This is a genomic window from Pseudomonas sp. PDM01 (genome assembly GCF_014852325.1).
GTDB lineage: Bacteria > Pseudomonadota > Gammaproteobacteria > Pseudomonadales > Pseudomonadaceae > Aquipseudomonas > Aquipseudomonas migulae.
The window spans coordinates 112,314-136,739 of record NZ_JACVBK010000003.1; the positions used below are offsets into that span (position 1 = coordinate 112,314).

At 60.1% G+C, this 24,426-nt stretch carries 25 protein-coding genes; 11 read left to right on the forward strand and 14 right to left on the reverse strand.

Translation table 11 applies throughout. The annotated features are described in order from the left end of the window. Positions 1 to 125 precede the first annotated feature (125 nt). The gene (locus tag IB246_RS08495) at positions 126 to 1,247 is read left to right on the forward strand and encodes a sensor histidine kinase (protein WP_008038688.1); all 1,122 of its coding nucleotides are present in this window, start codon (positions 126 to 128) and stop codon (positions 1,245 to 1,247) included. Between the two features lie 116 nt (positions 1,248 to 1,363). Here the strand turns inward: IB246_RS08495 and IB246_RS08500 are convergent, their stop codons facing one another. Next, the gene (locus tag IB246_RS08500; RefSeq protein ID WP_008038687.1) at positions 1,364 to 1,669 is read right to left on the reverse strand and encodes a chaperone modulator CbpM; all 306 of its coding nucleotides are present in this window, start codon (positions 1,667 to 1,669) and stop codon (positions 1,364 to 1,366) included. Positions 1,670 to 1,692: 23 nt separating this feature from the next. Next, complete coding sequence (locus tag IB246_RS08505; protein ID WP_008038686.1) at positions 1,693 to 2,640, reverse strand: DnaJ C-terminal domain-containing protein; 948 nt, start codon at positions 2,638 to 2,640, stop codon at positions 1,693 to 1,695. A gap of 298 nt (positions 2,641 to 2,938) precedes the next feature. Here IB246_RS08505 and IB246_RS08510 point away from each other — a divergent pair, with 298 nt between their 5' ends. After that, a complete protein-coding gene (locus IB246_RS08510; protein ID WP_008031182.1) occupies positions 2,939 to 4,213 on the forward strand; it encodes an Hsp70 family protein in 1,275 nt (424 codons plus the stop codon). A gap of 118 nt (positions 4,214 to 4,331) precedes the next feature. Here the strand turns inward: IB246_RS08510 and IB246_RS08515 are convergent, their stop codons facing one another. From IB246_RS08515 to IB246_RS08525, 3 genes are all read right to left on the reverse strand, one after another. After that, positions 4,332 to 5,345: an AI-2E family transporter gene (locus IB246_RS08515; RefSeq protein WP_008038685.1), complete on the reverse strand. Its 1,014-nt coding sequence runs from the start codon at positions 5,343 to 5,345 to the stop codon at positions 4,332 to 4,334. 227 nt (positions 5,346 to 5,572) lie between these two features. Next, on the reverse strand, positions 5,573 to 5,878 hold the full coding sequence (locus tag IB246_RS08520; protein ID WP_008031179.1) for a PsiF family protein: 306 nt from the start codon (positions 5,876 to 5,878) through the stop codon (positions 5,573 to 5,575). 64 nt (positions 5,879 to 5,942) lie between these two features. Continuing rightward, positions 5,943 to 6,737, reverse strand: a complete 795-nt coding sequence (locus IB246_RS08525) for an AraC family transcriptional regulator (protein WP_192226946.1) — start codon at positions 6,735 to 6,737, stop codon at positions 5,943 to 5,945. A gap of 96 nt (positions 6,738 to 6,833) precedes the next feature. Here IB246_RS08525 and IB246_RS08530 point away from each other — a divergent pair, with 96 nt between their 5' ends. Beyond that, positions 6,834 to 7,721: a DMT family transporter gene (locus IB246_RS08530; protein WP_008045208.1), complete on the forward strand. Its 888-nt coding sequence runs from the start codon at positions 6,834 to 6,836 to the stop codon at positions 7,719 to 7,721. A 97-nt stretch (positions 7,722 to 7,818) separates the two neighbouring features. On the opposite strand, the gene IB246_RS08535 is transcribed toward IB246_RS08530, so the two are convergent. The 3 genes from IB246_RS08535 to IB246_RS08545 form a co-directional block, all read right to left on the reverse strand. After that, complete coding sequence (locus tag IB246_RS08535) at positions 7,819 to 8,709, reverse strand: esterase/lipase family protein (RefSeq protein WP_008045209.1); 891 nt, start codon at positions 8,707 to 8,709, stop codon at positions 7,819 to 7,821. A gap of 108 nt (positions 8,710 to 8,817) precedes the next feature. Then, positions 8,818 to 9,123: a DMT family transporter gene (locus IB246_RS08540; protein WP_008031171.1), complete on the reverse strand. Its 306-nt coding sequence runs from the start codon at positions 9,121 to 9,123 to the stop codon at positions 8,818 to 8,820. Next, positions 9,124 to 9,762 (reverse strand): FMN-dependent NADH-azoreductase, encoded by a 639-nt coding sequence (locus tag IB246_RS08545; RefSeq protein ID WP_008045212.1) that lies wholly within the window; start codon positions 9,760 to 9,762, stop codon positions 9,124 to 9,126. A 108-nt stretch (positions 9,763 to 9,870) separates the two neighbouring features. On the opposite strand from IB246_RS08545, the gene IB246_RS08550 reads away from it, so the two are divergent. After that, positions 9,871 to 10,833 carry a LysR substrate-binding domain-containing protein gene (locus IB246_RS08550; RefSeq protein ID WP_225609037.1) on the forward strand — a complete coding sequence of 321 codons (963 nt, stop codon included), beginning with the start codon at positions 9,871 to 9,873 and terminating at the stop codon, positions 10,831 to 10,833. Positions 10,834 to 10,895: 62 nt separating this feature from the next. On the opposite strand, the gene IB246_RS08555 is transcribed toward IB246_RS08550, so the two are convergent. After that, positions 10,896 to 12,971, reverse strand: coding sequence for an AsmA family protein (locus tag IB246_RS08555; protein ID WP_008045217.1), 2,076 nt, complete (start codon positions 12,969 to 12,971; stop codon positions 10,896 to 10,898). 388 nt (positions 12,972 to 13,359) lie between these two features. Here IB246_RS08555 and IB246_RS08560 point away from each other — a divergent pair, with 388 nt between their 5' ends. From IB246_RS08560 to IB246_RS08590, 7 genes are all read left to right on the forward strand, one after another. Next, positions 13,360 to 13,914 carry a hypothetical protein gene (locus IB246_RS08560; protein ID WP_192226941.1) on the forward strand — a complete coding sequence of 185 codons (555 nt, stop codon included), beginning with the start codon at positions 13,360 to 13,362 and terminating at the stop codon, positions 13,912 to 13,914. A gap of 157 nt (positions 13,915 to 14,071) precedes the next feature. Continuing rightward, the gene (locus tag IB246_RS08565) at positions 14,072 to 14,704 is read left to right on the forward strand and encodes a TetR family transcriptional regulator (protein WP_008035416.1); all 633 of its coding nucleotides are present in this window, start codon (positions 14,072 to 14,074) and stop codon (positions 14,702 to 14,704) included. A gap of 371 nt (positions 14,705 to 15,075) precedes the next feature. Continuing rightward, the gene (gene ureE, locus IB246_RS08570) at positions 15,076 to 15,576 is read left to right on the forward strand and encodes an urease accessory protein UreE (RefSeq protein ID WP_008035414.1); all 501 of its coding nucleotides are present in this window, start codon (positions 15,076 to 15,078) and stop codon (positions 15,574 to 15,576) included. Continuing rightward, entirely contained in the window at positions 15,573 to 16,247 is a 675-nt protein-coding gene (locus IB246_RS08575; protein ID WP_008043162.1) for an urease accessory protein UreF, read from the forward strand. The genes ureE and IB246_RS08575 overlap by 4 nt, the downstream gene beginning before the upstream one ends. 23 nt (positions 16,248 to 16,270) lie before the next feature. Further along, the gene (gene ureG / locus IB246_RS08580) at positions 16,271 to 16,885 is read left to right on the forward strand and encodes an urease accessory protein UreG (protein ID WP_008035409.1); all 615 of its coding nucleotides are present in this window, start codon (positions 16,271 to 16,273) and stop codon (positions 16,883 to 16,885) included. A gap of 34 nt (positions 16,886 to 16,919) precedes the next feature. Next, positions 16,920 to 17,492: a HupE/UreJ family protein gene (locus tag IB246_RS08585; RefSeq protein ID WP_008043161.1), complete on the forward strand. Its 573-nt coding sequence runs from the start codon at positions 16,920 to 16,922 to the stop codon at positions 17,490 to 17,492. A gap of 191 nt (positions 17,493 to 17,683) precedes the next feature. After that, positions 17,684 to 18,811 (forward strand): AGE family epimerase/isomerase, encoded by a 1,128-nt coding sequence (locus IB246_RS08590; RefSeq protein WP_008043159.1) that lies wholly within the window; start codon positions 17,684 to 17,686, stop codon positions 18,809 to 18,811. 94 nt (positions 18,812 to 18,905) lie between these two features. On the opposite strand, the gene IB246_RS08595 is transcribed toward IB246_RS08590, so the two are convergent. From IB246_RS08595 to IB246_RS08615, 5 genes are all read right to left on the reverse strand, one after another. Beyond that, positions 18,906 to 19,670 (reverse strand): SDR family oxidoreductase, encoded by a 765-nt coding sequence (locus IB246_RS08595; RefSeq protein ID WP_008035394.1) that lies wholly within the window; start codon positions 19,668 to 19,670, stop codon positions 18,906 to 18,908. Positions 19,671 to 20,500: 830 nt separating this feature from the next. After that, positions 20,501 to 21,217 carry an ABC transporter ATP-binding protein gene (locus IB246_RS08600; protein WP_008035391.1) on the reverse strand — a complete coding sequence of 239 codons (717 nt, stop codon included), beginning with the start codon at positions 21,215 to 21,217 and terminating at the stop codon, positions 20,501 to 20,503. Further along, complete coding sequence (locus IB246_RS08605; RefSeq protein ID WP_008035389.1) at positions 21,214 to 22,089, reverse strand: ABC transporter ATP-binding protein; 876 nt, start codon at positions 22,087 to 22,089, stop codon at positions 21,214 to 21,216. Before IB246_RS08605 ends, IB246_RS08600 begins: the two co-directional genes overlap by 4 nt. After that, the gene (gene livM / locus IB246_RS08610; protein ID WP_008035387.1) at positions 22,086 to 23,369 is read right to left on the reverse strand and encodes a high-affinity branched-chain amino acid ABC transporter permease LivM; all 1,284 of its coding nucleotides are present in this window, start codon (positions 23,367 to 23,369) and stop codon (positions 22,086 to 22,088) included. The genes IB246_RS08605 and livM overlap by 4 nt, the downstream gene beginning before the upstream one ends. 3 nt (positions 23,370 to 23,372) lie before the next feature. Further along, positions 23,373 to 24,287, reverse strand: a complete 915-nt coding sequence (locus tag IB246_RS08615; RefSeq protein WP_008035385.1) for an ABC transporter permease subunit — start codon at positions 24,285 to 24,287, stop codon at positions 23,373 to 23,375. Positions 24,288 to 24,426 lie beyond the last annotated feature (139 nt).

Sequence of the window (24,426 nt, forward strand, 5' to 3'; positions counted from 1 at the left end):
TCAGGATCTAAAAAATATTTAATTAGCACCCTGGGGCCACTAAAGAATGGTCGCCGGCGCAGTGGTAGTTTTTAGGGGGTGCCAAAGGGGCTAAGATGCCTCGGATTGCCATCAGGAAACCGACCATGCGCCTATCCGAATTCATCAGGCAACACGTAGACCGTATCGTCGATGAATGGGAGCAGTTCGCCAGAACGATTACCCCGGCGGCCGAAAATATGGATCGAGTGGCCTTGCGTGATCACGCCAGGGAAATTCTGTTGGCGGCAGCGCGGGACATGACCACCGCGCAAACAGCCAGCGAGCAACTCGCCAAGGCCAGGGGCGAAGGTCCGGAGAAAACCCCGAGCCTGGACGAAGCCGGCGCCAGCCATGGTGAACTGCGCCATACCGTGGGCTTCGATCTGATGCAGATGACCAGCGAATTCCGTCACCTGCGTGCCTGTGTGATCCGGTTGTGGGTCAACAGTCTGGAATCACCGGACCTCGCTTACTTCCAGGACATGATCCGTTTCAACGAAGCCATCGATGAAGCCCTTGCCGAATCCACGGCGGCCTATGCCGAACAGGTCAATCATTCGCGGGATATCTTCCTGGCTATTCTCGGCCATGACCTGCGTGCCCCCTTGCAGGCCGTGAGCCTGTCCACCGAAATGCTGATGCGCAAAACCACGCTTGAAGGCGATGCCCTGGCTTGTGCGATCAATATCAAACGCGGCGCGCGGCACATGGCGGTGATGGTCGGCGATTTGCTGGAACTGGTGCGCAGTCGCCTGGGCAAGAGCCTGCCGATTGAACCCAAGCCGATGGACCTGGCCGATGCCGCCCACGCAGCGATTGCCGAAGCCTGTGCCGGTAATCCCGAATGCGATCCGACAGTTCATGCACAGGGCGACACGACAGGCGTGTGGGATGCCGGACGCCTGGCTCAACTGCTGCAAAACCTGATCGGCAATGCGTTGCAGCATGGGTCGAACAAACATGATGTGACGGTGACCCTCACCGGCGAACCTGACACCGTTCGTCTAACGGTGCATAACTTTGGAGCGCCGATACCCGAGGAGGCGATCGGTACGATCTTCGATCCGCTGGTACGCAGCGCCGATGAAGAACTCGGCCAGCCGTCCACCAGCCTTGGCCTGGGATTGTTCATCGTCAAGGAAGTGGTCGATGCGCACGGCGGGACGATCGAGGTCAGCTCGAACGAAACTGACGGGACGCTGTTTACCGTGGTGTTGCCCAGATAGACGGCCATCTGTAGGAGCCAGCTTGCTGGCGATGGGGGCAACGCGGTCTGTCTGACTCACCGCATCATCGTTCATCGCCAGCAAGCCGGCTCCTACAGGAATCGAATTGGCTTCAGCTATTCGACAACCAGCCGCGCCAACCGCTGCTTGAGCATCCGGTTCTCGGCCCGCAGTTGCTGCACCTCTTCAAGCAGGTCGAGCGCCAGGGCGACGCCTTCCCACTCCAGCTCCAGGTCGTGCCGCAGCTTCGCGGCACGCTTGGCCAGCGCCAGCTCATAATCGGTGAAACGCCAATCCTTGGGCTGCTTGCCCTGAGGTTCGAGGATGCCGTGCTCGACGATTTCGATCACGTAGACGTCCGACAAATCGGTCGCCTCACAGAATTCTGCCATGTCCAGTTGAACGATCAGGGGGTTGCTCATGATGGGCTACTCCGTCTCTTGGATCAGAAGTTTTCTCTCGGGTCGAATGCGGCTTTTTTCGCCAGTTCCTGCCACAACGCCTTGACCTCATCGCTCGAGGTTTTTGGCATGACCGCCTTCAATTGCACAAACAGATAACCGCGTTGACCGGCCTTGTTCAGCAAACCGTGGCCCTTGGCACGCATACGCTGGCCGTTCTGGCTACCGGCCGGCACCTTGAGGTTGATCTTGCCTGTCAGTGTAGGCACGGCCACTTCGGTGCCCAGCGCCAATTCCCACGGAGCCAGCGGCAGCGTAATGATCAGGTTCTCGCCTTCGACGTCGAACTTCGGATGCGGCGCAAAGCGAATGATCAGGAACAAGTCGCCGTTGGCACCACCACCGATGCCCGGTGCACCCTGGCCTTTGAGGCGGATGCGCTCGCCGTCGGTCACGCCGGCGGGAATTTTCACATTCAGGCTTTTGCTGGTGTTGCTGACGTGCTGGCCGGCAGCGTTGTACTGAGGCACCTGGAAGGTGACCTTCTTCGATTCGTTCGAGAGGGTTTCTTCCAGAAAGATCCCAAGTTCCATTTCCACGTCTTGCCCTCGACGTCCGGCACTGCGGCGCGACTCTCCACCACCAAACCCAGGACCACGGTTACCGAAGATCGAACTGAAGAAGTCCGAAAAATCGCCCGAGTCCTGACCACCACCAAAACCACCGCCGCCACGCCCCTGCCAACCTGGCGGGCCCTGGAACGGTTGGCCGTGCTGGCCGTATTTGCGCAAGTCGTCGTATTCGGCGCGCTTGTCGGCGCTTTTCAGCGCTTCATAGGCTTCCGAAGCGTCCTTGAATTTGGACTCGGCGTCCTTTTCCTTGCTGACGTCGGGGTGGTATTTGCGCGCCAGCTTGCGATAAGCCGCCTTGATCGTCTTATCGTCCGCGGTCGGTTCCACACCGAGAATCTTGTAATAGTCTTTGAAGTCCATCGTGGAATCACCATCCATTATCAAAATCGCGCCATCAGCCTCAGCATGCTCTTAATTGCCGCACGAGGTTTGACCGATCTCAAGTTTGTGACCGGACAGCGCATTAGAAGTTTATCGGCAGCGGCGGGCGGTTCTTTTGTCCGTCCCAATGGCTGCCAGGACCAATGCAGACAAGTTTGGGGCATCGGGCCGTCTTATCAAGGCGCTAATTACCGAGATTTAGCGGATAGTCGGCCTTCGAATCTGCGCCGCACTGGCATACACTGCGCGGCCGTTTTTTAACCGGAACCTGATAGACATGAAAAACGCATCTCCAGCCCGTGCCTGTGGTATCGACTTCGGCACGTCCAACTCCACCGTCGGCTGGCTGCGCCCCGGCATGGAAACGCTGATCGCGCTGGAGGACGACAAGATCACCCTGCCCTCGGTGGTCTTCTTCAATATGGAAGAACGCCGCCCGGTGTACGGCCGTCTGGCGCTGCACGAGTACCTGGAAGGCTACGAAGGCCGGCTGATGCGCTCGCTCAAGAGCCTGCTGGGTTCCAAGCTGATCAAGCACGACACCAGCGTTCTCGGCACGGCGATGCCGTTCAAGGACTTGCTCGGGTTGTTCATCGGTCAGTTGAAGAAACGTGCTGAAACCGCCGCTGGTCGCGAGTTCGATGAAGTGGTGCTGGGTCGTCCGGTGTTCTTCGTCGATGACGACGAAATGGCTGACCAGGAAGCGGAAAACACCTTGGTGGACGTGGCCCGCGCCATCGGTTTCAAGGATGTGTCGTTCCAGTACGAGCCGATTGCGGCAGCGTTCGACTATGAGTCGACCATCGAAAAGGAAGAGTTGGTACTGATCGTCGACATCGGCGGTGGTACGTCTGACTTCTCGCTGGTGCGCCTGTCTCCTGAACGCCGCAACCACGACAACCGTCACGAGGACATCCTCGCCACCGGCGGCGTGCACATCGGCGGGACCGATTTCGACAAGCAGTTGAGCCTGCAAGGCCTGATGCCACTGTTCGGCTACGGCAGCCGCATGAAGAGCGGCGCCTACATGCCGACCAGCCACCACATGAACCTGGCGACCTGGCACACCATCAACTCGGTGTATTCGCAGAAATCGACCCTGGCCTTGGGCAGCATGCGCTACGACATCGAAGACACCGGCGGCATCGACCGTCTGTTCAAGCTGATCGAGCAACGTGCCGGGCACTGGCTGGCGATGGAAGTGGAAGAAACCAAGATCCAGCTGACCCACGCCGACAGCCGCCATGTGCCGCTGGACCGCATCGAGCCGGGCCTGAGCGTGGAGTTGAGCCGGGCGTTGTTCGAATCGGCCATCGACAACTTGCTGGAGCGCGTGCGCAACAGCGTGACCCAGATGCTGAACGACGCCGACGTGCGGGTCGATCAGGTGGATACGGTGTTCTTCACCGGTGGTTCGAGCGGGATTCCGGCATTGCGCAACAGCGTCTCGGCGATGTTGCCGAATGCGCGGCATGTGGAAGGCAACATCTTTGGCAGCATCGGCAGTGGTTTGGCGATTGAAGCGGCCAAGCGTTACGGGCCGATGGACTGATCCAGAACCGAGTCGCGCCCTTCGCGGGCAAGCCTCGCTCCTACAGAATCAATTCAATCCCTGTAGGAGCGAGGCTTGCCCGCGAAGGCGTCAGATCAGGCAATACATATCGACCGGATCAAACCATCCCCACCTGCTTCAACTCACTCTTCAAATACGCGTAATAAATCGGCCCCGCCACCACCCCCGGCAGGCCGAACGCGGCCTCGAACACCAGCATCGCCAACAGCAACTCCCACGACTTGGCACTGATCTGCCCGCCGACAATGCGCGCGTTGAGGAAGTATTCGAGCTTGTGGATAACAATCAGATAACCCAGCGCGGCCACCGCGACCCAGATCGACAGCGACAAACCGACGATTGTGATCAGCGTGTTCGACATCAGATTGCCGATCACCGGCAACAGGCCGAGCAGGAAGGTCAGCACGATCAGGGTTTTGGTCAGCGGTAACTTGATGCCGAACATCGGCAGGACCACCGCCAGGAAAATCCCAGTGAAGAAGGTGTTGAGCAGGGAAATCTTGATCTGTGCGAACACGATGTTGCGGAACGCCTGGACCAGCAGGTGCAAGCGATCAAACAGTGCGGCGGCCAGCGGCTTGCGCTTGGTCAGGTCCGGCACCCGTTGCAGGGCGATGATCGCGCCGAGCACCATGCCGATCAGCAACGTCACGAACATGTGCGCCGCGTCCTTGCCCACCAGTTGAAGATCGCTGAGGTGTTTGCTCATCCACTCGCCAATCGCCACGCGAAACTCGGCGGCGCTGGCCGGCAGGTAGGCGTCGATGAACGGCGGCAACTGACCGCGAGCGCGGTCGACCACGAGCATGAATTTATCGAGGGAAGCGCCGGGGTTTTCCGCCTCATGCAGCAGGAAACTGAAAGCGCCGGCAAAGATCAGCGTCAGCACACTGACCACTAACGTCCCCAGTAACGCCACCGCGAGCCAGCGCGCACGCCGACCTTCGATCAGTCGCTGCAATTGCGGGGTGAGCATGTTGACCAGTTCGAACACCAGCAGACCGGCCAGAAGGCTTGGCAGCAAGCGCAACGGAATCACCAGCAGCAAACCACCAAAGATGATGACCCAACTGATGAGCAGCAAGACTTGGCGTTGAGAAAACGTTGGCATACAGCCTCAAAACGAACGGCGTAAAAGGATTGGCAGTCTGCCAGCGTTCGGGTGTCAGCACTAGGGATTGTGTGGGGCGACGTTGGTCGGGGGCAGAGGCGATTTCTGCAGCGCTCTGGCCGGCCTCATCGCGAGCAGGCTCGCTCCCACATTTGTCCTGTGTATGCAGATCCATTGTGGGAGCGAGCCTGCTCGCGATGGGGCCCTCACAATCCCCGCAAATCCGTTTATTTCTTCTTCAGGCAATCACTCATGAACGCCTTGCGCTCATCACCCTTGAGGGCCTTGGTCGCGGCATCGGCATTGCAGGTTTTCATCTTCTCTTGCTGAGGGGTCAAGGCTTTCGCGTCATTGGCGGCGGGCGCGGCTTTAAGGCAGGTGCTCATGAAGGCTTTGCGCTCATCGCCCTTGAGGCTTTTCGCGGTAGCGTCGGCATTGCAGGTGGTCATCTTGTTCTGTTGGGCAGTGGCGGCGAAGCCCTGGGAGCAGAGCAGCAAACCGATCATCAACAAAGGGACACGCAACATCGTCATGGAGTTTTCTCCTTGTTGCCGCACCGAGGGGCACGGCCTCGCTCTGGAGTGTAGACAAAGCCTGTTACAGCTTCCTGCCCGGCAGATGGCTTCGGCGATACTGCTCTGGCGTACATCCGGCTTGACGCTGGAACATGGCGATAAACGCCGACCCGGTGCTGTAGCCCATGTCGAACGCGATTTCCTGAATGCTGCGATGACTGTCCAGCGCTTCGATCGCCGCCAGAAAACGCAGGCGCTGCCGCCACTCGCCGAAACTCATGCCCAACTCGCGCACAAACTGCCGCGCCAGGGTGCGCTCGCTGACGTGAATCTGCTCGGCCCATGCCGACAACGGCCGGTTATCTCCGGGCTCAACCTGCAAGGCTTCCAGAATACCGAGCAGCCCGGGACTGCTGGCGTAGGGCAAGTAGCATTGGTGAATGGGCGCCTGCTGCAGCTGATCCACCAGCACTTGGGCCAGGCGTTGGTCGGTCTCTTGCTCGGGAATCTTCACGTCACGGGCGGCGAAGTCCTTGAGGATTGCCTTGAGGATGTCGCTGATCGCCAGGGTGCAGGCCTGCTTCGGCAGTTCGTGGCACAGCGCCGGCGCCAGGCAGACGGCGCGGTAGTTGATCGGTTGATTGCTGTAGAAACTGTGCTCGATCTGCGGCGGCACCCACACGGCGTATTGCGGCGGCGACATGAAACGGCTGCTGCCGATCTCCATGTGCAACACACCGTTGGCCGAATACTCCAGGGTGCCCCAGGGGTGACGGTGGGCCGAGGCATATTCGTGGCTATTGAAGTCGGCGTAGCGGAAGTACACCGGCGCGGGCAATTCGCTGAAATCCAGCAGGTCGATGTGTTTGCTGCTCATGCTGTCTGTCATCAGGGTCAGGTTGTCTGGATCGCAGTATAGGCTTGCATCCGGACAGGCGATAATTCTCCCTCATTAACGTTCTGGTTGTTCCTGATGCAATACGCTTATCCCCTGCTGGCCATTTTCATTTGGGCTGGCAATACCGTGATCACCAAAATGTCGGCCGGGGCGATCTTCCCGGCGGAGATCGGTTTTTACCGCTGGCTGCTGGCCGGATTGTTGTTCACGCCCTTTATGCTCAAACCGGTGATCGCCCATTGGTCGGCCATCCGCCCGAACCTGGGCAAGATCTTCATCCTCGGCGTGCTGGGCATGGCGGTTTATCAGAGCCTGGCGTACTTCGCGGCGACGCTGACCTCCGCCACCAATATGGGCATCATCCTGTCGTTGATGCCGTTGATGTCGCTGGCCATGGCGATCGTCAGCCTCGGCCAGCGCCTGACCGCCGGCGCGCTGGCCGGTGCGGTGTTGTCGTTTGGCGGTGTGTTGGTGGTGGTGTCGTCCGGCAGCCTCAGTGCATTGCTTGAGCACGGGGTGAATCTGGGCGATGCAATGATGCTGATCGCCACGCTGGCCTATGCGATTTACAGCACGCTGCTGAAAAAATGGCAGCTGCGTTTGCCGCCGCTGGTGTTGTTGTATCTGCAGGTGTGGGTGGCGGTGGTGGTGCTGTTTCCGTTGTTCGCCGTGTCGCCGAAAATCGGTCCGACGCTGCAAAACATTCCGCTGGTTCTGTATGCCTGCCTGCTGGCGTCGATGGTTGCGCCGCTCGCATGGATGCAGGCCGTGGTGCGTCTGGGACCGAGCCGGACGACGCTGTTTTTCAATTTGCTGCCGGTGATTACCGCATTGATTGCCGCGCTGGTGTTGCATGAGCAATTGGCGATGTATCACCTGGTGGGCGGGATGTTGACGTTGGGTGGGGTGATTGTTTCGGAGCGTTGGACCATGGTGTTGGGGCGCAAGGTTAGCGTCGCCTGACATGGCGCCTTCGCGGGCAAGCCTCGCTCCTACAGTTCATGCGCTGTCCCTGTAGGAGCGAGGCTTGCCCGCGAAGAACGATAATGCGGTCTGACGGCTAAACCCCCGCCGCCTTCAACCGCGCCGCATGCTCCACAAACAACCGGATCGGCTCGGCCCCCTTCCCCACCAACCCCAACGATTGGTTGACGATGTCAAAGTGATCCAGCGGATACTCATCGCCAATCACCGTGCCCAGATGTGAGCTGTAACGCCCGACCATCCCGTCGCAATGCCCGACTTCACGCACGAAGGTTTTGGCAAACAGCCGACAACTGCGGTTCGTCCCGTCGAACAGATTGCGCCCGCGATCGGTCTTGCCTGGCTGCAACGTGCCGGACCACGAGTAATAGCGCACGCCGTTGACCTCTTCCGGCCCGTGCCCGCCCCATGTTTCAGGCAAGCCCTGTGGATAACGTTGGTTGAACAGCGCCACCCCCGCTGTCGTCAGCGACTCATGGGACGCGTGGATGTCCACCGGCAGCTTCGGCCCGCGATAACCCGTCTCCAGCAAACTCATCAACGCACCGATGATTCGAAGAAAAAACGCCAGCAGCCGCCCCCTCGCGCTGTCCGCCGGGTAATGTTTGTGCAAGTAGTCCGCCAGTTCCGAGCCGTGATTGGGGCCTGCCACCGAGGTCACGGAAGCCACGCGATCCGGGCGTTTGGCGGCGGCATAACGGGCGGTCAGCGAGCCCTGGCTGTGGCCGATCAGGTTGACCTTCTCGGCACCGGTTTCGCGCAGGATTTCATCGATCCGCGCCAGCAATTGTTCACCGCGCACTTCAGTCGAGTGCAGCGGCGACACCTGAACCGCAATCACCGTCGCCCCACCCTGGCGCAACGCCGCCACGATCCCGTACCAGTACGGATAAAGCACCAGACGGATAAATCCGAGCATTCCCGGGACCAGCACCAACGGATAACGCGTGGCAGAACCTTGCGACATGGGCAAACGTCCTTGTGATCGGTGAGGTGACGCAAGGCTGAATACAAGACATCAGCCCAGCATCGACATCGAATGTGACAGCTCGACGACCAGTCTATGACATCCGCCCTATTTCAGCCCCGCCACCCCCGCCACGATCAATCCGACCGATACCAGTTTGACCGCCGTCAGGCTTTCGCCGAGCAACGCAAACCCGAGAAACACCGTGCCCAGCGAACCGATAGCGGTCCAGATCGGGTAAGCGATGCTCACCGGCAATTCGCGCATCGCCAGGGTCAGGAAGTAAATCCCGCCCACTGCCGCCACTACCGTGATCAGTGACGGCCAGAGCCGGGTGAAGCCTTCGGCATACTTCATGCCCATGGCGAAGGTGACTTCGAACCCGGCGGCGATCAGCAAAAACACCCAGGCCATCTAGCACTCCCTGGCCAGCGTCAGCAGACGCTGCTCGGCCTCGGCGACGGAGATCTCGAAGGTGCGCTCGGCGGATTCCTCACCCTCGGCGGCCACGACGGTCACGTCGGTAATGCCGATAAACCCCAACGCCGTGCGCAACAGCGTATCGGCATGGTTCAAGGCTTCCAGTTCACCACCGGGACCGAAACCGAAGCCGCCACGGCTGGTGACGATCAGCGCTTTCTTGCCGTGCACCAGCGGCTCGTATTGCGCGACACCATTGTCCAGCGTGTGATTGAAGGTAAGCCCGAGCCGCACGATTTGATCGATCCACGCCTTGAGGCCGCTGGGCACGCTGAAGTTGTGCATCGGCGTGGAAATCAGCAGCAGATCGTGGCCCAGCAACTCGGCGACCAGTTCATCGCTGAACGCGAGATCGGCCTGCATCGTCAGCGGCCGCGCCTCGGGCTCGGGGTAAAACGCGGCGGCCACAAACGCTTCGTTGACCGGAGGAATCAACGCCCGTCCGACTTCGCGGCGAGTCAGTTGCGCGTGCGGATGGCGGGCCTGCCAGGCGCCGAGAAACACTTCGGCCAGGCGACGGGAGTGGGAACGTTCGCCCCGTGGGCTGGCGTGAATCGCAAGAATTCTGTTCATCTGAATCTCCTGAGGACTAAACTAAAACGGCGTGTGGCATGCAGCTTGTGCCCGCAACCGCCTCGCCTCAAATGAGCAAAAATCAGCTTGGGTGAATTCATTTCATCCATGGAGTGTTCAATGTTTGCCTCGCTGCCACTGACCGCCCTGCGCGCCTTCGAATCCGCCTCACGCCTGCTGAGTTTCAAGGCCGCCGCCGAAGAACTGTCGGTGACGCCAACGGCGGTTTCTCATCAGATCCGCTCGCTGGAAACCTGGCTCGGCGTGCCGCTGTTCGAGCGACTGCCACGGCAAGTGCGCCTGACCGAATGCGGCGAGCGCCTGTTTCACAGCCTGCACGGCGCTTTTCTGGAAGTGGCGCAAAGCGTCGACACCTTGCGCCCGCAACGCAGCGGCACCAGCCTGACAATCTCCACCACCGCCGCTTTTGCTGCGCTGTGGCTGGTACCGCGACTGGGGCGTTTTTACGCCCGGCATCCGAACATCAGCGTGCGGCTGGACACCCATTGCGAAGTCATCGATTTGCATCAGGACGCCAGCGTCGATCTGGTGGTGCGCTATAGCCTCGATGACTACCCGAACCTTTATGGCCTGTGCCTGTTCGATGAATCGTTCGGCGTTTATGGCTCGCCGGAACAGGTTGCACAGGCCAGCATCCGCGCACCGACGTTGATCAGCGTGCGTTGGCACAACTCGAAGCTGTACGCCCATGGCTGGGAAGCGTGGTGCTCGCAGTCTGCAGAAACCTGGCTGACGGCAAACCCGGCGGTCCGCGAATACGACGAAGAGCATTACGCGCTGCAAGCCGCGATCGCCGGACAAGGCCTGGTGCTGGCGAGCAATATCCTGGTGTCCGAGAGCGTGGCCAGTGGTTTGTTGGTGGCTTACCGGAGTGACATTCAGGTGAGTGGCGCCGGTTACAGCGCGCTGTGCGTACCGGGTCGAGAACGCCATCCGCCGGTGCGGGCATTTTTTGCGTGGTTGCAGGAGGAAGCCCGATTGTCTGGCTTGTTGCCAAGATCGCCAATCACATCAAAATTTTCGTCGCGCTTGTCACTCACACCGGAGTAGCGATCACTTCCCTGTGGCCGACATCCTGAAAGATTTGTAGCGCCTGTCAGACCGTCATCGGTTTATTTGGTGGGCTTAACGGTGACGGGTGCCTTGCCTGCCTTCATCTGCTCCAGCAACGGCGCACACTGATTCGGCTCACCCCCACTCGGTGCCACCAGCGCCAGCAACCCCGCCGCCGGCGCCGCAATCACGCCCAAGGCCACCATCCCCGCCCCGCGCAATATCAGCGGCACCGCCTTCACGCCCGCATCCGGCTTGATGAACTTGCCCCGTACGTACAGCGGCGAACGCAGGGAAATCAGGCGCCAGCCCTTGGATTCCGGGGTGATGGTCAGGTCCAGTTGCTCAGTCGCCATGTTCGCCGTGCCATCGATGTAGATGATCGCGTTCTCGGTATCAAAGACAAACAACCGGGTGGTGGCCAGGCCGGTCTTGATGTCGAAGTCGGCCGCCGCGCAATTGATCTTCACTTCTTTGTCGCCAAAGATTTTACCGACCACGTAGTTGCCAACGTTCAGCCCAGCCAGTTCCATCAACTCGCGGCTGATGGCACCGTCGTTGATCAGCATCTTCAGATTGCCATTGGCCGAACCCAGCAGCTTGGCCACCGAGTTGCCGTGACCACTGATGTCGGCATCGCCATTGAGTTCGCCGAAACTGGTCTTCATCGGTTCAAAGGTCGGGAACAGCTGCTTGAGCTTGAAACCGCGCCCGGTCAGCTTGGCGTTGCCTTCCAGCGGCTCGGTGCGACCGTTCAGGCGAATCTGCGCATCCAGTTTGCCGCCGGCCACGCCGAAACGCAGGGGTTCGAGACTGAGCACGCCGTCGGTCAGCACCAGGTGCGTGTAGAGGTCATTGAACGGCAGTTTTTCACTGTGGACGATGCGCTTGCCGGTGAATTCGACGTCGGCGTCCATGTCGCGCCAGCGCTCGGTCTTGAACTCTTCGACCGGTAACACCTTGTCCGCCGGCTGCTTGCTTTCGCCGCCGCGAGCCTTTTGCTTGGCGTTGGAGTCGGCGCCGATCAAGGGCGCAAGGTCGGTAAACAACAGTTGATTGGAGAGCAGCGAACCGCTGAGTCTCGGCCGAGGCTGGCTGGCGACGTAGGCCAGGCTGCCATGGATGTCGCTCTCGCCGATCTTGCCGTTGAACGCTTCGTAATGGAACACCGCGCCGCCCGGCTCATGCAGCTTGGCGATCAAGTGGCCGTCGGTGGCGTAGGGCGGTGTATCCGGCAGGGTCACGCCGGTCAGCGGATAGAGATTGCCCAGGCTGCTGCCGGCCAGTTTCAGCCGCAGGTCCAGCGCACCAAGGTTGAGTGGGTCGGTCAGCGTACCGGCGAGCTCGACGCTGGTGTCGGCAATCTTGACCTGGGCCTGGAGCGGGAACGGCCGGGCCGAATCCTGCAAGGCCAGCAGGCCGCCGATCTTGCCTTCGCCCGTCAGTTTCTGGCCGTGGTATTGGCCTTTGACCTTCAGTGCAAACGCGTAATCCTGGGGAGCCGCGCCCTTCTCCTGCGCAGTTTTCGCGGCTTTTTCGCCGACGATGTCGCTGAACGGGATCGGCTTGCCCAGCGGGTCGATGATCAGGTCGAGCTGGGTTTTCAGGCTCTGGTCGTCGAGGGTGACGTGGCCTTTGTCGAAGCCGATCGCACCGATGTCGACCACCCAACTGGAAGGTTTGGCGTTCGGGTCTTTCGGGTCGAACTTGAAGGTCCAGTTGGCGCGGCCATCGGCCAGGCGCTGGAGGTCTGCGTTTGGTTCGGTCAAGTCAATGCGCGGGATCGTCACCCGTTGCGCCAACAGAGCCAGCGGCGAAATGCGCAGCTCGACGCGTTTGAGCGTGGCCATTTGCGGTTGCTTCGACCAGTCCGGGTTGCCGAGGCTCAGGTCCTGCGCCACCACATGCGGCCACGGCACCCAGGCGCGCCACCCACCTTCGTCAAGCTCACGCCGCCAGACCACCGCGAGGTTGCCATTGATGGCAAACGGTCGATGCAGCTCTTCGGAGACTTTGGCGTTGAGGGTCGGTTTGATCCGGTTCCAATCGAAGAACGCGATGATCAGAACCAGTATCGCCAGTAACACAACCAGGCTGGCAAAGGTCCAGGCAAGAATTTTCGGGGTGCGCGTCATTGCACAGGGCTCCTGAATACGACTGAGCGCCCTGACCGCGACGCGCGTGTGAAACCCCAGGCCAGAACCGGCCTGGCATGAAGCCTAGGACTGGGAAACGGCGCGCAGGTTTAATCGAAATGCGGCTTAACGTTCAAATAATCGGTCGGGGACACCCTGCACTCGAAATCCGGCGTTACCGACCCCGCACTTTTGTGCGACGCACGTGAGTAGAAAATACCCACATCAGTGCGAAAACATCCGCCGGAAAGGCCCGGTCTAGAGCCTTCGCACGGAACAATCAATTCTGTTGATTATTACCATTGCGTTTATGAACTTTTATATCGACTTATCGAGAGTAGCATTGGCCTCGTACCCACTTTGCCGCCCTCCCACGGAGCACATGATCATGAAACGCCAACTACTGTTTAGCCTTACCCTCTCCATGCTGGCCAGCACCGCTTTCGCCCTGCCAGCCGCTGACCAGGCCACCCCACAAGTGAAAGACAGCCACTCGGTGTTCAGTCAAACCGTTGCCGAAGGTGGTAATGATCGCCTGAAAGAAAAAGGCCTGATCACTCAAGATGGTTCGGACCGCACTCCACAAGGTCAAACCCTGGCCGCTGACGGTTCCGATCGCACCCCACAAGGCCAAACCCTGGCTGCCGACGGTTCCGATCGCACCCCACAAGGTCAAACCCTGGCTGCTGACGGTTCCGACCGCACTCCACAAGGCCAAACCCTGGCTGCTGACGGTTCCGACCGCACTCCACAAGGCCAAACCCTGGCTGCCGACGGTTCCGACCGTACCCCACAAGGCCAAACCCTGGCTGCCGACGGTTCCGACCGCACTCCACAAGGCCAAACCCTGGCTGCCGACGGTTCCGACCGTACCCCACAAGGCCAAACCCTGGCTGAAGGTGGTGGTGACCGTGTAATCGAACGCAACAGCGCTGTGAGCTAAGCCCATGGCGGCCTTGAAAAAAAGCCCAATCCACGGATTGGGCTTTTGACTTTATAGAAGCCACGCATTCCCTCGCATCACTCCCGATAGTCGTTCGACGCCGGCAAAGCCGATTTGCTAGAGTGCGCCGCTGTCTTGTCCAGAAAACACCCTTGCGATGCTGCCCCGCGCCGAACAGAAACAACAAACCCGCAACGCCTTGATGGACGCTGCCCGCCATTTGATGGAGTGCGGCCGAGGATTCGGCAGCCTGAGCCTGCGCGAAGTGGCGAAAACCGCCGGCATCGTCCCCACCGGTTTCTACCGGCATTTCGCCGACATGGATGAACTGGGCCTGGTGCTGGTGAGCGAAGTCGGACAAACCTTCCGCGAAACCATCCGCTTGGTGCGTCACAACGAGTTCGTCATGGGCGGCATCATCGATGCCTCGGTGCGGATTTTTCTCGACGTGGTGTCGGCCAATCGTTCGCAATTCCTGTTTCTGGCCCGCGAGCAGTACGGCGGTTCGCTACCGGTGCGCCTGGCCATCGGTCGCTTGCGCGAAGACATCAGCTCGGACCTTGCGGCCGATTTGTCGCTGATGCCAAAGCTGCAACACCTGGACATCGCCGGCCTGAGTGTCATGGCCGATCTCATCGTCAAAAGCGTGTTTGCGACCCTGCCGGAAATCATTGATCCGCCGGCCGAGGCGTTGCCCGCGCATTTGACACCGCAGGCGAAAATCACTCAGCAGCTGCGCTTTATCTTTATCGGCCTCAAGCACTGGCAAGGCCTGGGCAGCACGGAATAACCCTCCTGCACGCCGATCTCCTGTAGGAGCCGGCTTGCTGGCGATTCAGGCAACACGGTGCGTCTGAACCACCACCTCCCTTGTAGGAGCTGGCTTGCCAGCGATGGCGCCCTTCAGCCAATAAAGATGTCGTCTGGTCGACCGCTATCGCCAGCAAGCCGGCTCCTACAAGGTTGGGTGGTGAATGCGGGATCGCGAACAATCTGGAGCACGCCCTGCGCCGTCATTTGGTGCGCCTTTCCCAGCCCCGCACCAAATTGCCGCAACAAACTGAAACGCCCTCCATGCGCCGACAGGCATTTCCTACACTTGCGCCGATTGGCAAGCCCCTTGCTCTAGCCTGACTATTGTCCATAGCTGGAAGCTTTCCGATGCTGGTGATTCATCGCAGAATCGACCCTCAACCCGTCTGGGCCGCCGAGTTGCACCTGACCTTCGAAGCCCGGAGCAAAAGCCGTTTGCGCTGTTTCAGTGCCGAGGGTGAAGACGTCGGGTTGTTTTTGGAGCGCGGTCAGTCGCCCCTGACTGATGGCGAATGCCTACAGGCTGAAGACGGTCGCATCGTCCGCGTCTGCGCCCGCCCCGAACAACTGCTGCACGTCACCTGCGCCAATGCCTTCGAACTGACCCGCGCGGCCTATCACCTGGGCAATCGCCACGTCGCCCTGCAAGTCGGTGATGGCTGGTTGCGCCTGCTCGACGACTACGTGCTCAAGGCCATGCTCGAACAACTTGAAGCCAAGGTCGAAAACATCGAAGCGCCGTTCCAGCCGGAGCACGGCGCCTATGGTGGTGGCCATCACCACTCGCGGCATGGCGACGAAGACTTCAACTACCCGCCGAAACTGCATCAGTTCGGCGTACGCCAATGAACCCGGCCTGGGCGCTGTTGCGCCTGGCCAGTCCGCAATTGCCGATTGGCGGCTACAGCTATTCCCAAGGTCTGGAAATGGCGGTGGATAACGGCCGGGTGAATGATTCAGACAGCGCCCGTCGCTGGATCAGCGATCAATTGCTGCTGAACCTGGCACGCTTCGAGGCGCCGCTGCTGCTCGCCCATTGCGTGGCCGCCGCCACAGAAAACTGGGCCGAACTGCTGCAACGCTGCGAAGAACACCGCGCCAGCCGGGAAACCCGCGAGTTGCATCAGGAGAGCCGACAGATGGGCTACTCCCTGCAGCAACTGCTCAACGGTTTGCCGGAACTCGATGCACCGGCCCGCGCCTTTCTCGAACAACGCCCCGAACCGCACCTGGCCCTCGGCTGGGCGCTGGCCGCACGCGCCTGGCACATCAGCCCGCAAGACGCGCTGGCCGCGTGGCTCTGGAGCTGGCTGGAAAACCAGTTGGCGGTGCTGATGAAAACCCTGCCGCTGGGCCAGCAAGCCGCGCAACGCCTGACCAGCGAACTGCTGCCGCTGCTGCAACAAGCCCAGCAGGACGCCACCCGAATCAACCCCGACCACTATGGCAGCGCCACTTTCGGCCTGTCCCTGGCGTGCATGGCCCATGAGCGCCAGTACAGCCGTCTGTTCCGTTCCTAGGGCCTGTTATTTTGGAGAATCACATGAACACACAACCTCTGCGCGTCGGCATCGGCGGCCCGGTCGGTTCCGGCAAAACCGCCCTGACGCTGGCCCTGTGCCTGGCGCTGCGCGAGCGCTACAACCTGGCGGTCGTGACCAACGACATCTACACCCGCGAAGACGCCGATTTTCTGGTGCGCAACCAGGCCCTGGCGCCGGAACGGATCATCGGCGTGGAAACCGGCGGCTGCCCGCACACGGCGATCCGCGAAGACGCCTCGATCAACCTCGAAGCCGTGGATCAACTGAACCGACGCTTTCCGGGGCTGGATCTGATTCTGGTGGAGTCCGGAGGCGACAACCTTTCAGCCACGTTCAGCCCGGAATTGTCCGACCTGACAATTTACGTAATCGACGTCTCGGCGGGCGACAAACTGCCGCGCAAGGGTGGGCCGGGGATCTGCAAATCCGACCTGCTGGTGATCAACAAAGTCGACCTCGCACCGCTGGTAGGCGCGTCGCTTTCGATGATGGACAGCGACACGAAGCGCATGCGCAACGGCAAACCGTTTGTCTTCAGCAACCAGAAAACCGGGCTGGGCCTGGAAGAAATCATCGCCTTCATCGAGCGCCAGGGCCTGCTGACCGCAGCCTGATTACGATCAAACTTATCAACAAGGAAGCTTATCCATGACACTTAAACGCATCCTGGGCGCCATGGCCCTGCTGCTGACTCCGGCCATCGCCTTCGCCCACCCCGGTCACGGCGACAATGGCTTGATCGCCGGCATCAGCCACCCGATCGGCGGCCTCGATCACTTGCTGGCAATGGTTGCCGTCGGGCTGTGGGCAGCACAGCAGAAAGGCGCTGCACGCTGGGCGCTGCCGTGCACGTTCGTTGGCACCATGCTGATCGGCGGCCTGCTCGGTTTTGAAGGGCTGAACCTGCCAGCGCTGGAAAGCGGGATTGCCGCGTCGGTACTGGCGCTGGGGCTGGCGGTGGCGCTGGCGGTACGTCCGCCACTGAGCATGGCAGTGGGTGCGACGGCGTTGTTTGCGTTGTTCCATGGCGTGGCGCATGGGCTGGAATTGCCGGACATGTCGAGCCCTTGGGCCTATGCCTCAGGGTTTGTGGCGGCAACGGCGGCGTTGCATGCGGCGGGTTATGCGCTGGTTCGCGTGTTGCCGCAAGCAGCGGCACCGCTGGTTCGTCTGGCGGGCGCGGCTTCGGCAGCGACCGGGGTGTGGTTGTTGGCGGGTTGATTGCGTATTGCCGGTGATGACCTCTTCGCGAGCAAGCCTCGCTCCTACAGGATTTGCGTCGTTCACATTATCGCGATCCGACGCAAATCCTGTAGGAGCAAGGCTTGCCCGCGAAGAGGCCTGACAGACACCACATCTCTCAGGCCTGATAACATGTCGCGCATTCGACCCTGCCGTGACGACGCCAGCCAATGCCTCATGCTCCCCGCTCCGCTTCCCAGCCTGAATTGACCGCTCTGTTTGCCGCGGTGCAACAGCATTTCCAGGACGTGATCGTGCCCCTCTGGCAAGGCCCCGGCTGGAATGCCGAACTGGCGCTGCCCTACGAAGCACTGGATGCCGAGCATCATCCCTTGCCACCGCAACGCTACCGGGCCATGGCCTGCGCGCGGCAGCTGTATCTGTTTTCCAGCCTGATCGGCCAGGTGCCGGGCGCGAAAGAGCGTGCGGCTGCGTTGTTCCGCTCGTTGCAGCAACATTTCCACGATGCCGAACACGGTGGCTGGTTCTACAGCATCGACCCGCAGGGCGCGCCGCTGGATCAGCGCAAAGATCTCTACACCCACGCCTTCATCCTCTTCGCCTGCGCCCATTACTGGGACAAGGTTCGCGAACCGCTGGTGGAGTCGGTGCTCAACGCTGTGCTGGAAGTGCTTGATCAGCGCTTCAGTTCGGGCGACGGCTTGTACGAAGCCTGCCTTGAGCGTGATTGGTCGTTGCTGAACACCGGGCCGCTGCAAAACCCGCTGATGCACCTCGCCGAAGCGTTTCTTGCCACGCTATCAGTGCGTGAAGACCTCGCCGTGCAGCGTGCGCTCGTCGAGTTATGCACAGCCATGCAACAACGCTTTATCGATCCGCAACACAGTGTGTTGATGGAAAAACCGCTGGGGTCTGTGGATAACTGGTTTGAACCGGGACACCAGTTTGAATGGTATTTCCTGCTGGAATCTTCGCCGTTGTTGCGCGGTACAAAACTGCACGCCTCTGTGGAGCGCGCCTTTGCGTTCACCGAGCAACTGGGCGTCGATCAATCGAGTGGCGCCGTGCGCGCGATGCTCACGCTCGACGGGCATTCGAAAGATGCCACCCAACGCATCTGGGCTCAGGCTGAATACCTGCGTGCGTTGACGCTGCGCCCGGACAGCGGGGCATCGGTATTGCACCAGTTGCAGGCGCTGCAACAGCGTTCTCTGCATGCGCGCGGCTGGTATGAGTGTCGTGACGAGAACGGTGAAGTGAGCCGGCAGGATATGCCGTCTACCACGCCTTATCATTTGGCGACCTGCTATCGCGGGTTGGTCGACTATCTTCGTTGAAAAATAGATCGTATTCGCGGGCAAGCCTCGCTCCTACAGGTTTTGCATAGACCTGTAGGAGCGAGGCTTGCCCGCGAATGGACGTTACGCAGTCTTACCCCTTGTTACGCTCAATCGCAAACCCGGCCCACGTCTGGCTCACCGGCATCAACTCGAGGCTGTTGATGTTGATGTGCGCCGGCGCATTGAGCACCCAGAAAATGGTCTCGGCGATGTCTTGCGGCTGGATCGCCTCGGCACCGGCGTAGGTCGCGTTGTAACGCTCCTGGTCACCGGCAAAGCGCACCAGCGAGAACTCACTCTCACACAGGCCCGGCTCGATGTTGCTGACGCGAACGCCCGTGCCTTGCAGGTCGCAGCGCAGGTTCAGGGAGAACTGTTTGACGAACGCCTTGCTCGCGCCATACACGTGGCTGCCCGGATACGGGTAGTTGCCGGCAATGGAACCGAGGTTGATGATGCCGGCGCCACGACCATGGGCGATCAGACGCGGCAACAGCAGGCGAGTGCTGTACATCAGGCCCTTGATGTTGGTGTCGACCATGGTGTCCCAATCATCAAGATCGCACTTCGGCGCCGGGTCCACGCCGAGCGCCAGGCCAGCGTTGTTGATCAACCCGCGCAGCTTGGCGAAGGACGGTGGCAGGTTGGCGATCGCCTCCTCCATGGCCTTGCGATCACGCACGTCGAGCACCAGGGCATGGACCTCGGTCTGCTTCGACAACTCGGCGCACAAGGCATTGAGGCGCTCTTCACGACGACCTGTCAGCACCAGTTTCCAGCCAGCCTCGGCAAAACGACGGGCACAGGCTTCGCCAAAACCGGAAGTCGCGCCGGTAATAAACAGGGTGTTGGACATCGTGTTCTCCTTGCTTCGGCCGACGGGCCGCCATTGGATTAGAAAATCAGCTGGCAGCATGCCCGGCCTTGCCGACAGCGGCAACTATCAGAAAATCTGTACGAAAAACAACCAACGCGAGCAACGCCATATACACCGTGGCCTGTAGCTATGTACGCGCACGTTATCCACAGGCCGGTCCACAGTTTCCGGGGGCAAGTGAAAAAGCTGGAAGCCGCTGTGCACAAGGCTTTGCGGGCAGATCAGAAAGTTTTTCGCTTGACCCTGAAGTGCGGGCTGTGTAGCCCAAGGCGTTTTGCACGATTGACCGGGTTTGCCAACGATGGCGCCAAGCCAGTAACTACGGCCCTTAGCCGAGTCTTTCCAGAGTTTAACCACAGACTTATCCACAGGCTGCCATCGTGTGTTTCAGGCCTCTTTTGCAATCAATAAAAAGGTTGACAACGCTGACCTCAAGCCCGGCAAAAACGCCTGATCAAAAAACAACCACATCGCTACAGGCCACGATTTAAAAGGCTCTCAGCCAGCTACTCCCACGTTATTCACAGCCAGTTCCACAGCAAACGGGGACAAGTCAAAACCGTGACAAAACAACTATTTGCAGCGGCTTTATGTCGCGCTTTGAGAGCTTGGCAAATTTGTTTTCCACAATTCACCGCGGTCCCTGTGGGAGCGAGCCTGCTCGCGATAGCGCAGTGTCAGTCGCCATGCTTTTCACAGACCCACCGCAATCGCGAGCAGGCTCGCTCCCACAAGGGATTTGCGGTGTATTGGAGGCGTAAAAAAGCCCCGACGATTGCTCGTCGGGGCTTTAGGTATTTCAACAGGACTCAATGCCCGCCGAGATAAGCGTTACGCACCTCTTCGTTCACCAGCAGCTCCTTGCCGGTGCCACTGAGGCGGATCTCGCCGTTGACCATCACGTATGCCCGATCCGACAACCGCAGGGCGTGGTTGGCGTTCTGCTCGACCAGAAAGATGGTCATGCCGGTCTTGGCCAGTTCCCGCAGGGTGGCAAAGATCTGTTTCACCACAATCGGCGCGAGCCCCAGGCTCGGCTCATCGAGCAACAGCAGTTTCGGCCGGCTCATCAACGCACGGGCGATGGCGAGCATTTGCTGTTCGCCGCCGGACATGGTCATGGCCCGCTGGGTCCGCCGCTCTTCGAGACGCGGAAACAGCTCGAACATGCGTTGCATGTCTTCCTTGGCGTACTTGTCACCAATCGGGATGGTGCCCATCTGCAGGTTTTCCTCGACGGTCATGTCGGGGAACACGCGCCGGCCTTCCGGTGATTGCGCAATGCCGTTGGACGCAATGTAGTGCGACGACTTATGGGTGATGTCCACGCCCTGATAGATGATCTGCCCGTCTGCCGCGCGCGGCTGGCCGAAGATCGACATCAGCAGGGTCGACTTGCCCGCACCGTTGGAACCGATGAGGCTGACGGTCTCCCCTTCGTTGATGTGCATCGAGACTTTTTTCAGGGCCTGGATCGGGCCGTAAAACACGTCCAGGTCTTTGAGTTCGAGGATCGGTTTGCTCATAGCACCACCTCCTCTTCATCGGCGCCCAGATAGGCTGCAATCACTTTCGGATCGTTGCGAATCGCCTCGGGGCCGCCCTCGGCGATGACGACGCCGTGGTCCAGCACCACGATGTGGTCGGAAATGCTCATAACCATGCCCATGTCGTGTTCGATCAGCACCACGGTCAGATCGTGCTCGTCGCGCAGCAGCCGGATCATCGCGCTCAGCGCTTCGGTTTCCTGAGGGTTGAGGCCGGCGGCCGGTTCGTCGAGGCAGATGATCTGCGGCCGGGTGCACATGGCCCGCGCAATCTCCAGACGACGCTGCTGGCCGTAGGACAACTCACCGGCCAGACGGTTGGCGCAATCCACCAGGTCCACCACTTCCAGCCAGTAGAAGGCGTGGTCCAGCGCATCGCTTTCAGCCTTGCGATAGCCCTTGGTGTTGAGGATGCCCGCGAGCATGCTGCGGTTGACCCACATGTGTTGGGCCACCAGCAGGTTTTCCAGCACCGACATTTCCTTGAACAGGCGAATGTTCTGGAAGGTCCGCGCCAGGCCGGCACGGTTCACCAGGTGAGTGCCGCCGAACATCTTGTAATGGAGCCGGCTGATGAAGCTTTTCGGCGATACAAAATCAGTCGCCTTGAACGGTTCACCGAGCATTTTGATGACATCGGTGCGCTCGCCGCGCACGTTGAGTTCGATCTTGCCGCCCGAGGCCTTGTAGAACCCGGTCAGGCAGTTGAACACGGTGGTCTTGCCGGCGCCGTTGGGGCCGATCAGGGCGAAGATCGAGTTGCGCTTAACCTTCAGGCTGACATCGTTCAACGCCTTGATGCCGCCGAAGTGCATCATCAGCTTCTCGACCGAGAGTACGACTTCGCTCATGGCGCTACTCCTTTACGCGGGGTCACACCGGTACGGCTGATCCGAATCAGGCCGCGCGGTCGCCAGATCATCATCAACACCATCAGGATGCCGAACAGCAGCACGCGGTATTCCGCGAAGCCACGCAGCAGTTCCGGGGCCACCGTCAGCACGAAGGCTGCGATAACCACGCCGATGGTCGAACCCATGCCGCCGAGTACCACGATGGCGAGGATCAGGGCCGATTCAAAGAAGGTGAACGAGGTCGGGTTGACGAAGCCCTGGTAGGTGGCGAAGAACACGCCAGCGAGGCCGGCTGTCGACGCACCGATGGTGAACGCCGAAAGCTTGACCAGCACGTGGTTCAAACCCATGGAACGGCAGGCGATTTCATCTTCACGCAAGGCTTCCCAGGCGCGACCGACCGGCATGCGAGTCAAACGGTGCTTGATGTACAGCACGGCCAGCACGACCAGGAACAATACCGCGTAGATGAAGTAGTACTTCACGTCAGGGTTATAGGCGATGCCGAAAAACTCGTGGAACGGAACGCCACCGTCCTTCGCCCTTTTGCCGAACTCGAGGCCGAAGAAGGTTGGCAGGGGCGCCGGCATACCGTTGGGGCCACCAGTCAGGGTCAGCCAGTTATTGAGGATCAAGCGAATGATTTCACCGAAGCCCAGGGTCACGATCGCCAGGTAGTCACCGTGCAGGCGCAACACCGGGAAACCGAGGATGCAACCGGCCAGCCCCGCCGTGATCGCCGCCAGTGGCAGCACCGTCCAGAAACCCAGCCCCAGGTATTGATAACCGAGTGCCAACCCATAGGCGCCGATGGCGTAGAACGCCACGTAACCGAGGTCGAGCAGGCCGGCCAGGCCAACCACGATGTTCAGACCAAGCCCGAGCAGCACGTAGATCAACCCGAGGATGACCACGCCCAGCAGGTAGGAGTTGGAGAAAAACGGGAACACCACGGCGATGACGATCATCAGCGGAATGATCCAGCGCAGCCGGGATTTGTAATCGGGTGCCAGTACATGAACCCCCGAACCGGTGGTTTCAAAGCCTTCGAGAATTCTCAGGCCTTTCGGCGTTTGCAGGAACAGGCTCAAGGCAAAGCGGCCGGCCATGACAATGGCGACAATCCACGCCACTCGGGTCGTTTCCAGATTGAAGCCGTAGCCGTCGAGGACTATGCCAACAATCGGGCCGAACACAATGAGGGCAACAAGACCGGCAAGAATCGCGTCAACCAGGCTTCTTTTGAGATCAATGGTTTTTTTAGTGGTTGAAGACATCGCTTACACCTTCGACACAAGAGGACGGCCGAGCAGGCCTTGGGGCCGAAAGACCAGAACGAGAACGAGCAGCGAGAAGCTGAAAACGTCTTTGTAGTCCGAGTTGACCAGACCCGAGAACAGCGACTCGGAAATCCCGAGGATGATCCCGCCGAGCATCGCGCCAGGCAGCGAGCCGATCCCGCCGAGTACCGCTGCGGTGAACGCCTTGATGCCGATGACGAAGCCTGCGTAGAAGTCGAACGTGCCGTAGTTCATGGTGATCAGCACGCCGGCCAGGGCCGCCATTGCCGCACCGATGATGAACACGTAGGAAATGACGCGGTCGGTGTTGATCCCAAGGATGGAGGCCATCTTGCGGTCTTGCTGGGTGGCGCGGCACATGCGGCCGAGCTTGGTGTACTTGATGACGTAGGTCAGCAGGGCCATGCCGGCGAATGCGGCAACCAGGATGAAGATCTTGGTGTAGGTGAGCTGAACGAAGCCGCTTCCGACTTCCACTCGCCATGCACCGGTCAGCAGGGTCGGTACGCCTTGTTGACGGGCGCCCTGTGCGATCTGTGCATAGTTTTGCAGGATCAGCGAAATACCGATGGCGCTGATCAGCGGTGCCAGTCGGGTGGAGTTACGCAGGGGTTTGTAGGCGACACGCTCGATGACCCAGCCATATACCGCTGTGACAATGATGGTGAAGACCAGTGTGCCAAGCATCAGCAGAGGGAAGGATTCAATACCGAAGTATGCCAGCAGAGCCAGACTGATTGCCGCGAGGTAAGCGGAAATCATGTAAACCTCGCCGTGGGCGAAGTTGATCATGCCGATGATGCCATAGACCATTGTGTAGCCGATGGCGATCAGGCCATAGACCGACCCGAGGGTCAGGCCGTTGACCAGTTGCTGCAGGAAAATACCATCCATAACGCAATCTCACGCATTTGAGAGACTGCACAAAAGCGAGGTGCGACGGACCGGGGTTCAGCCACCCGCGCAACACGGTTGTGTGCAGCTCTACGAGAAAAGACAGGTACTGCACGGACATGTTCTTCGATTGCCCGGC

Coding starts and splice junctions, on each gene's coding strand:
- IB246_RS08495 (WP_008038688.1), top strand. CDS start 126: ATGCGCCTATCCGAATTCATCAGGCAACACGTAGACCGTATCGTCGAT.
- IB246_RS08500 (WP_008038687.1), bottom strand. CDS start 1,669: ATGAGCAACCCCCTGATCGTTCAACTGGACATGGCAGAATTCTGTGAG.
- IB246_RS08505 (WP_008038686.1), bottom strand. CDS start 2,640: ATGGACTTCAAAGACTATTACAAGATTCTCGGTGTGGAACCGACCGCG.
- IB246_RS08510 (WP_008031182.1), top strand. CDS start 2,939: ATGAAAAACGCATCTCCAGCCCGTGCCTGTGGTATCGACTTCGGCACG.
- IB246_RS08515 (WP_008038685.1), bottom strand. CDS start 5,345: ATGCCAACGTTTTCTCAACGCCAAGTCTTGCTGCTCATCAGTTGGGTC.
- IB246_RS08520 (WP_008031179.1), bottom strand. CDS start 5,878: ATGACGATGTTGCGTGTCCCTTTGTTGATGATCGGTTTGCTGCTCTGC.
- IB246_RS08525 (WP_192226946.1), bottom strand. CDS start 6,737: ATGAGCAGCAAACACATCGACCTGCTGGATTTCAGCGAATTGCCCGCG.
- IB246_RS08530 (WP_008045208.1), top strand. CDS start 6,834: ATGCAATACGCTTATCCCCTGCTGGCCATTTTCATTTGGGCTGGCAAT.
- IB246_RS08535 (WP_008045209.1), bottom strand. CDS start 8,709: ATGTCGCAAGGTTCTGCCACGCGTTATCCGTTGGTGCTGGTCCCGGGA.
- IB246_RS08540 (WP_008031171.1), bottom strand. CDS start 9,123: ATGGCCTGGGTGTTTTTGCTGATCGCCGCCGGGTTCGAAGTCACCTTC.
- IB246_RS08545 (WP_008045212.1), bottom strand. CDS start 9,762: ATGAACAGAATTCTTGCGATTCACGCCAGCCCACGGGGCGAACGTTCC.
- IB246_RS08550 (WP_225609037.1), top strand. CDS start 9,871: ATGGAGTGTTCAATGTTTGCCTCGCTGCCACTGACCGCCCTGCGCGCC.
- IB246_RS08555 (WP_008045217.1), bottom strand. CDS start 12,971: ATGACGCGCACCCCGAAAATTCTTGCCTGGACCTTTGCCAGCCTGGTT.
- IB246_RS08560 (WP_192226941.1), top strand. CDS start 13,360: ATGAAACGCCAACTACTGTTTAGCCTTACCCTCTCCATGCTGGCCAGC.
- IB246_RS08565 (WP_008035416.1), top strand. CDS start 14,072: ATGCTGCCCCGCGCCGAACAGAAACAACAAACCCGCAACGCCTTGATG.
- ureE (WP_008035414.1), top strand. CDS start 15,076: ATGCTGGTGATTCATCGCAGAATCGACCCTCAACCCGTCTGGGCCGCC.
- IB246_RS08575 (WP_008043162.1), top strand. CDS start 15,573: ATGAACCCGGCCTGGGCGCTGTTGCGCCTGGCCAGTCCGCAATTGCCG.
- ureG (WP_008035409.1), top strand. CDS start 16,271: ATGAACACACAACCTCTGCGCGTCGGCATCGGCGGCCCGGTCGGTTCC.
- IB246_RS08585 (WP_008043161.1), top strand. CDS start 16,920: ATGACACTTAAACGCATCCTGGGCGCCATGGCCCTGCTGCTGACTCCG.
- IB246_RS08590 (WP_008043159.1), top strand. CDS start 17,684: ATGCCTCATGCTCCCCGCTCCGCTTCCCAGCCTGAATTGACCGCTCTG.
- IB246_RS08595 (WP_008035394.1), bottom strand. CDS start 19,670: ATGTCCAACACCCTGTTTATTACCGGCGCGACTTCCGGTTTTGGCGAA.
- IB246_RS08600 (WP_008035391.1), bottom strand. CDS start 21,217: ATGAGCAAACCGATCCTCGAACTCAAAGACCTGGACGTGTTTTACGGC.
- IB246_RS08605 (WP_008035389.1), bottom strand. CDS start 22,089: ATGAGCGAAGTCGTACTCTCGGTCGAGAAGCTGATGATGCACTTCGGC.
- livM (WP_008035387.1), bottom strand. CDS start 23,369: ATGTCTTCAACCACTAAAAAAACCATTGATCTCAAAAGAAGCCTGGTT.
- IB246_RS08615 (WP_008035385.1), bottom strand. CDS start 24,287: ATGGATGGTATTTTCCTGCAGCAACTGGTCAACGGCCTGACCCTCGGG.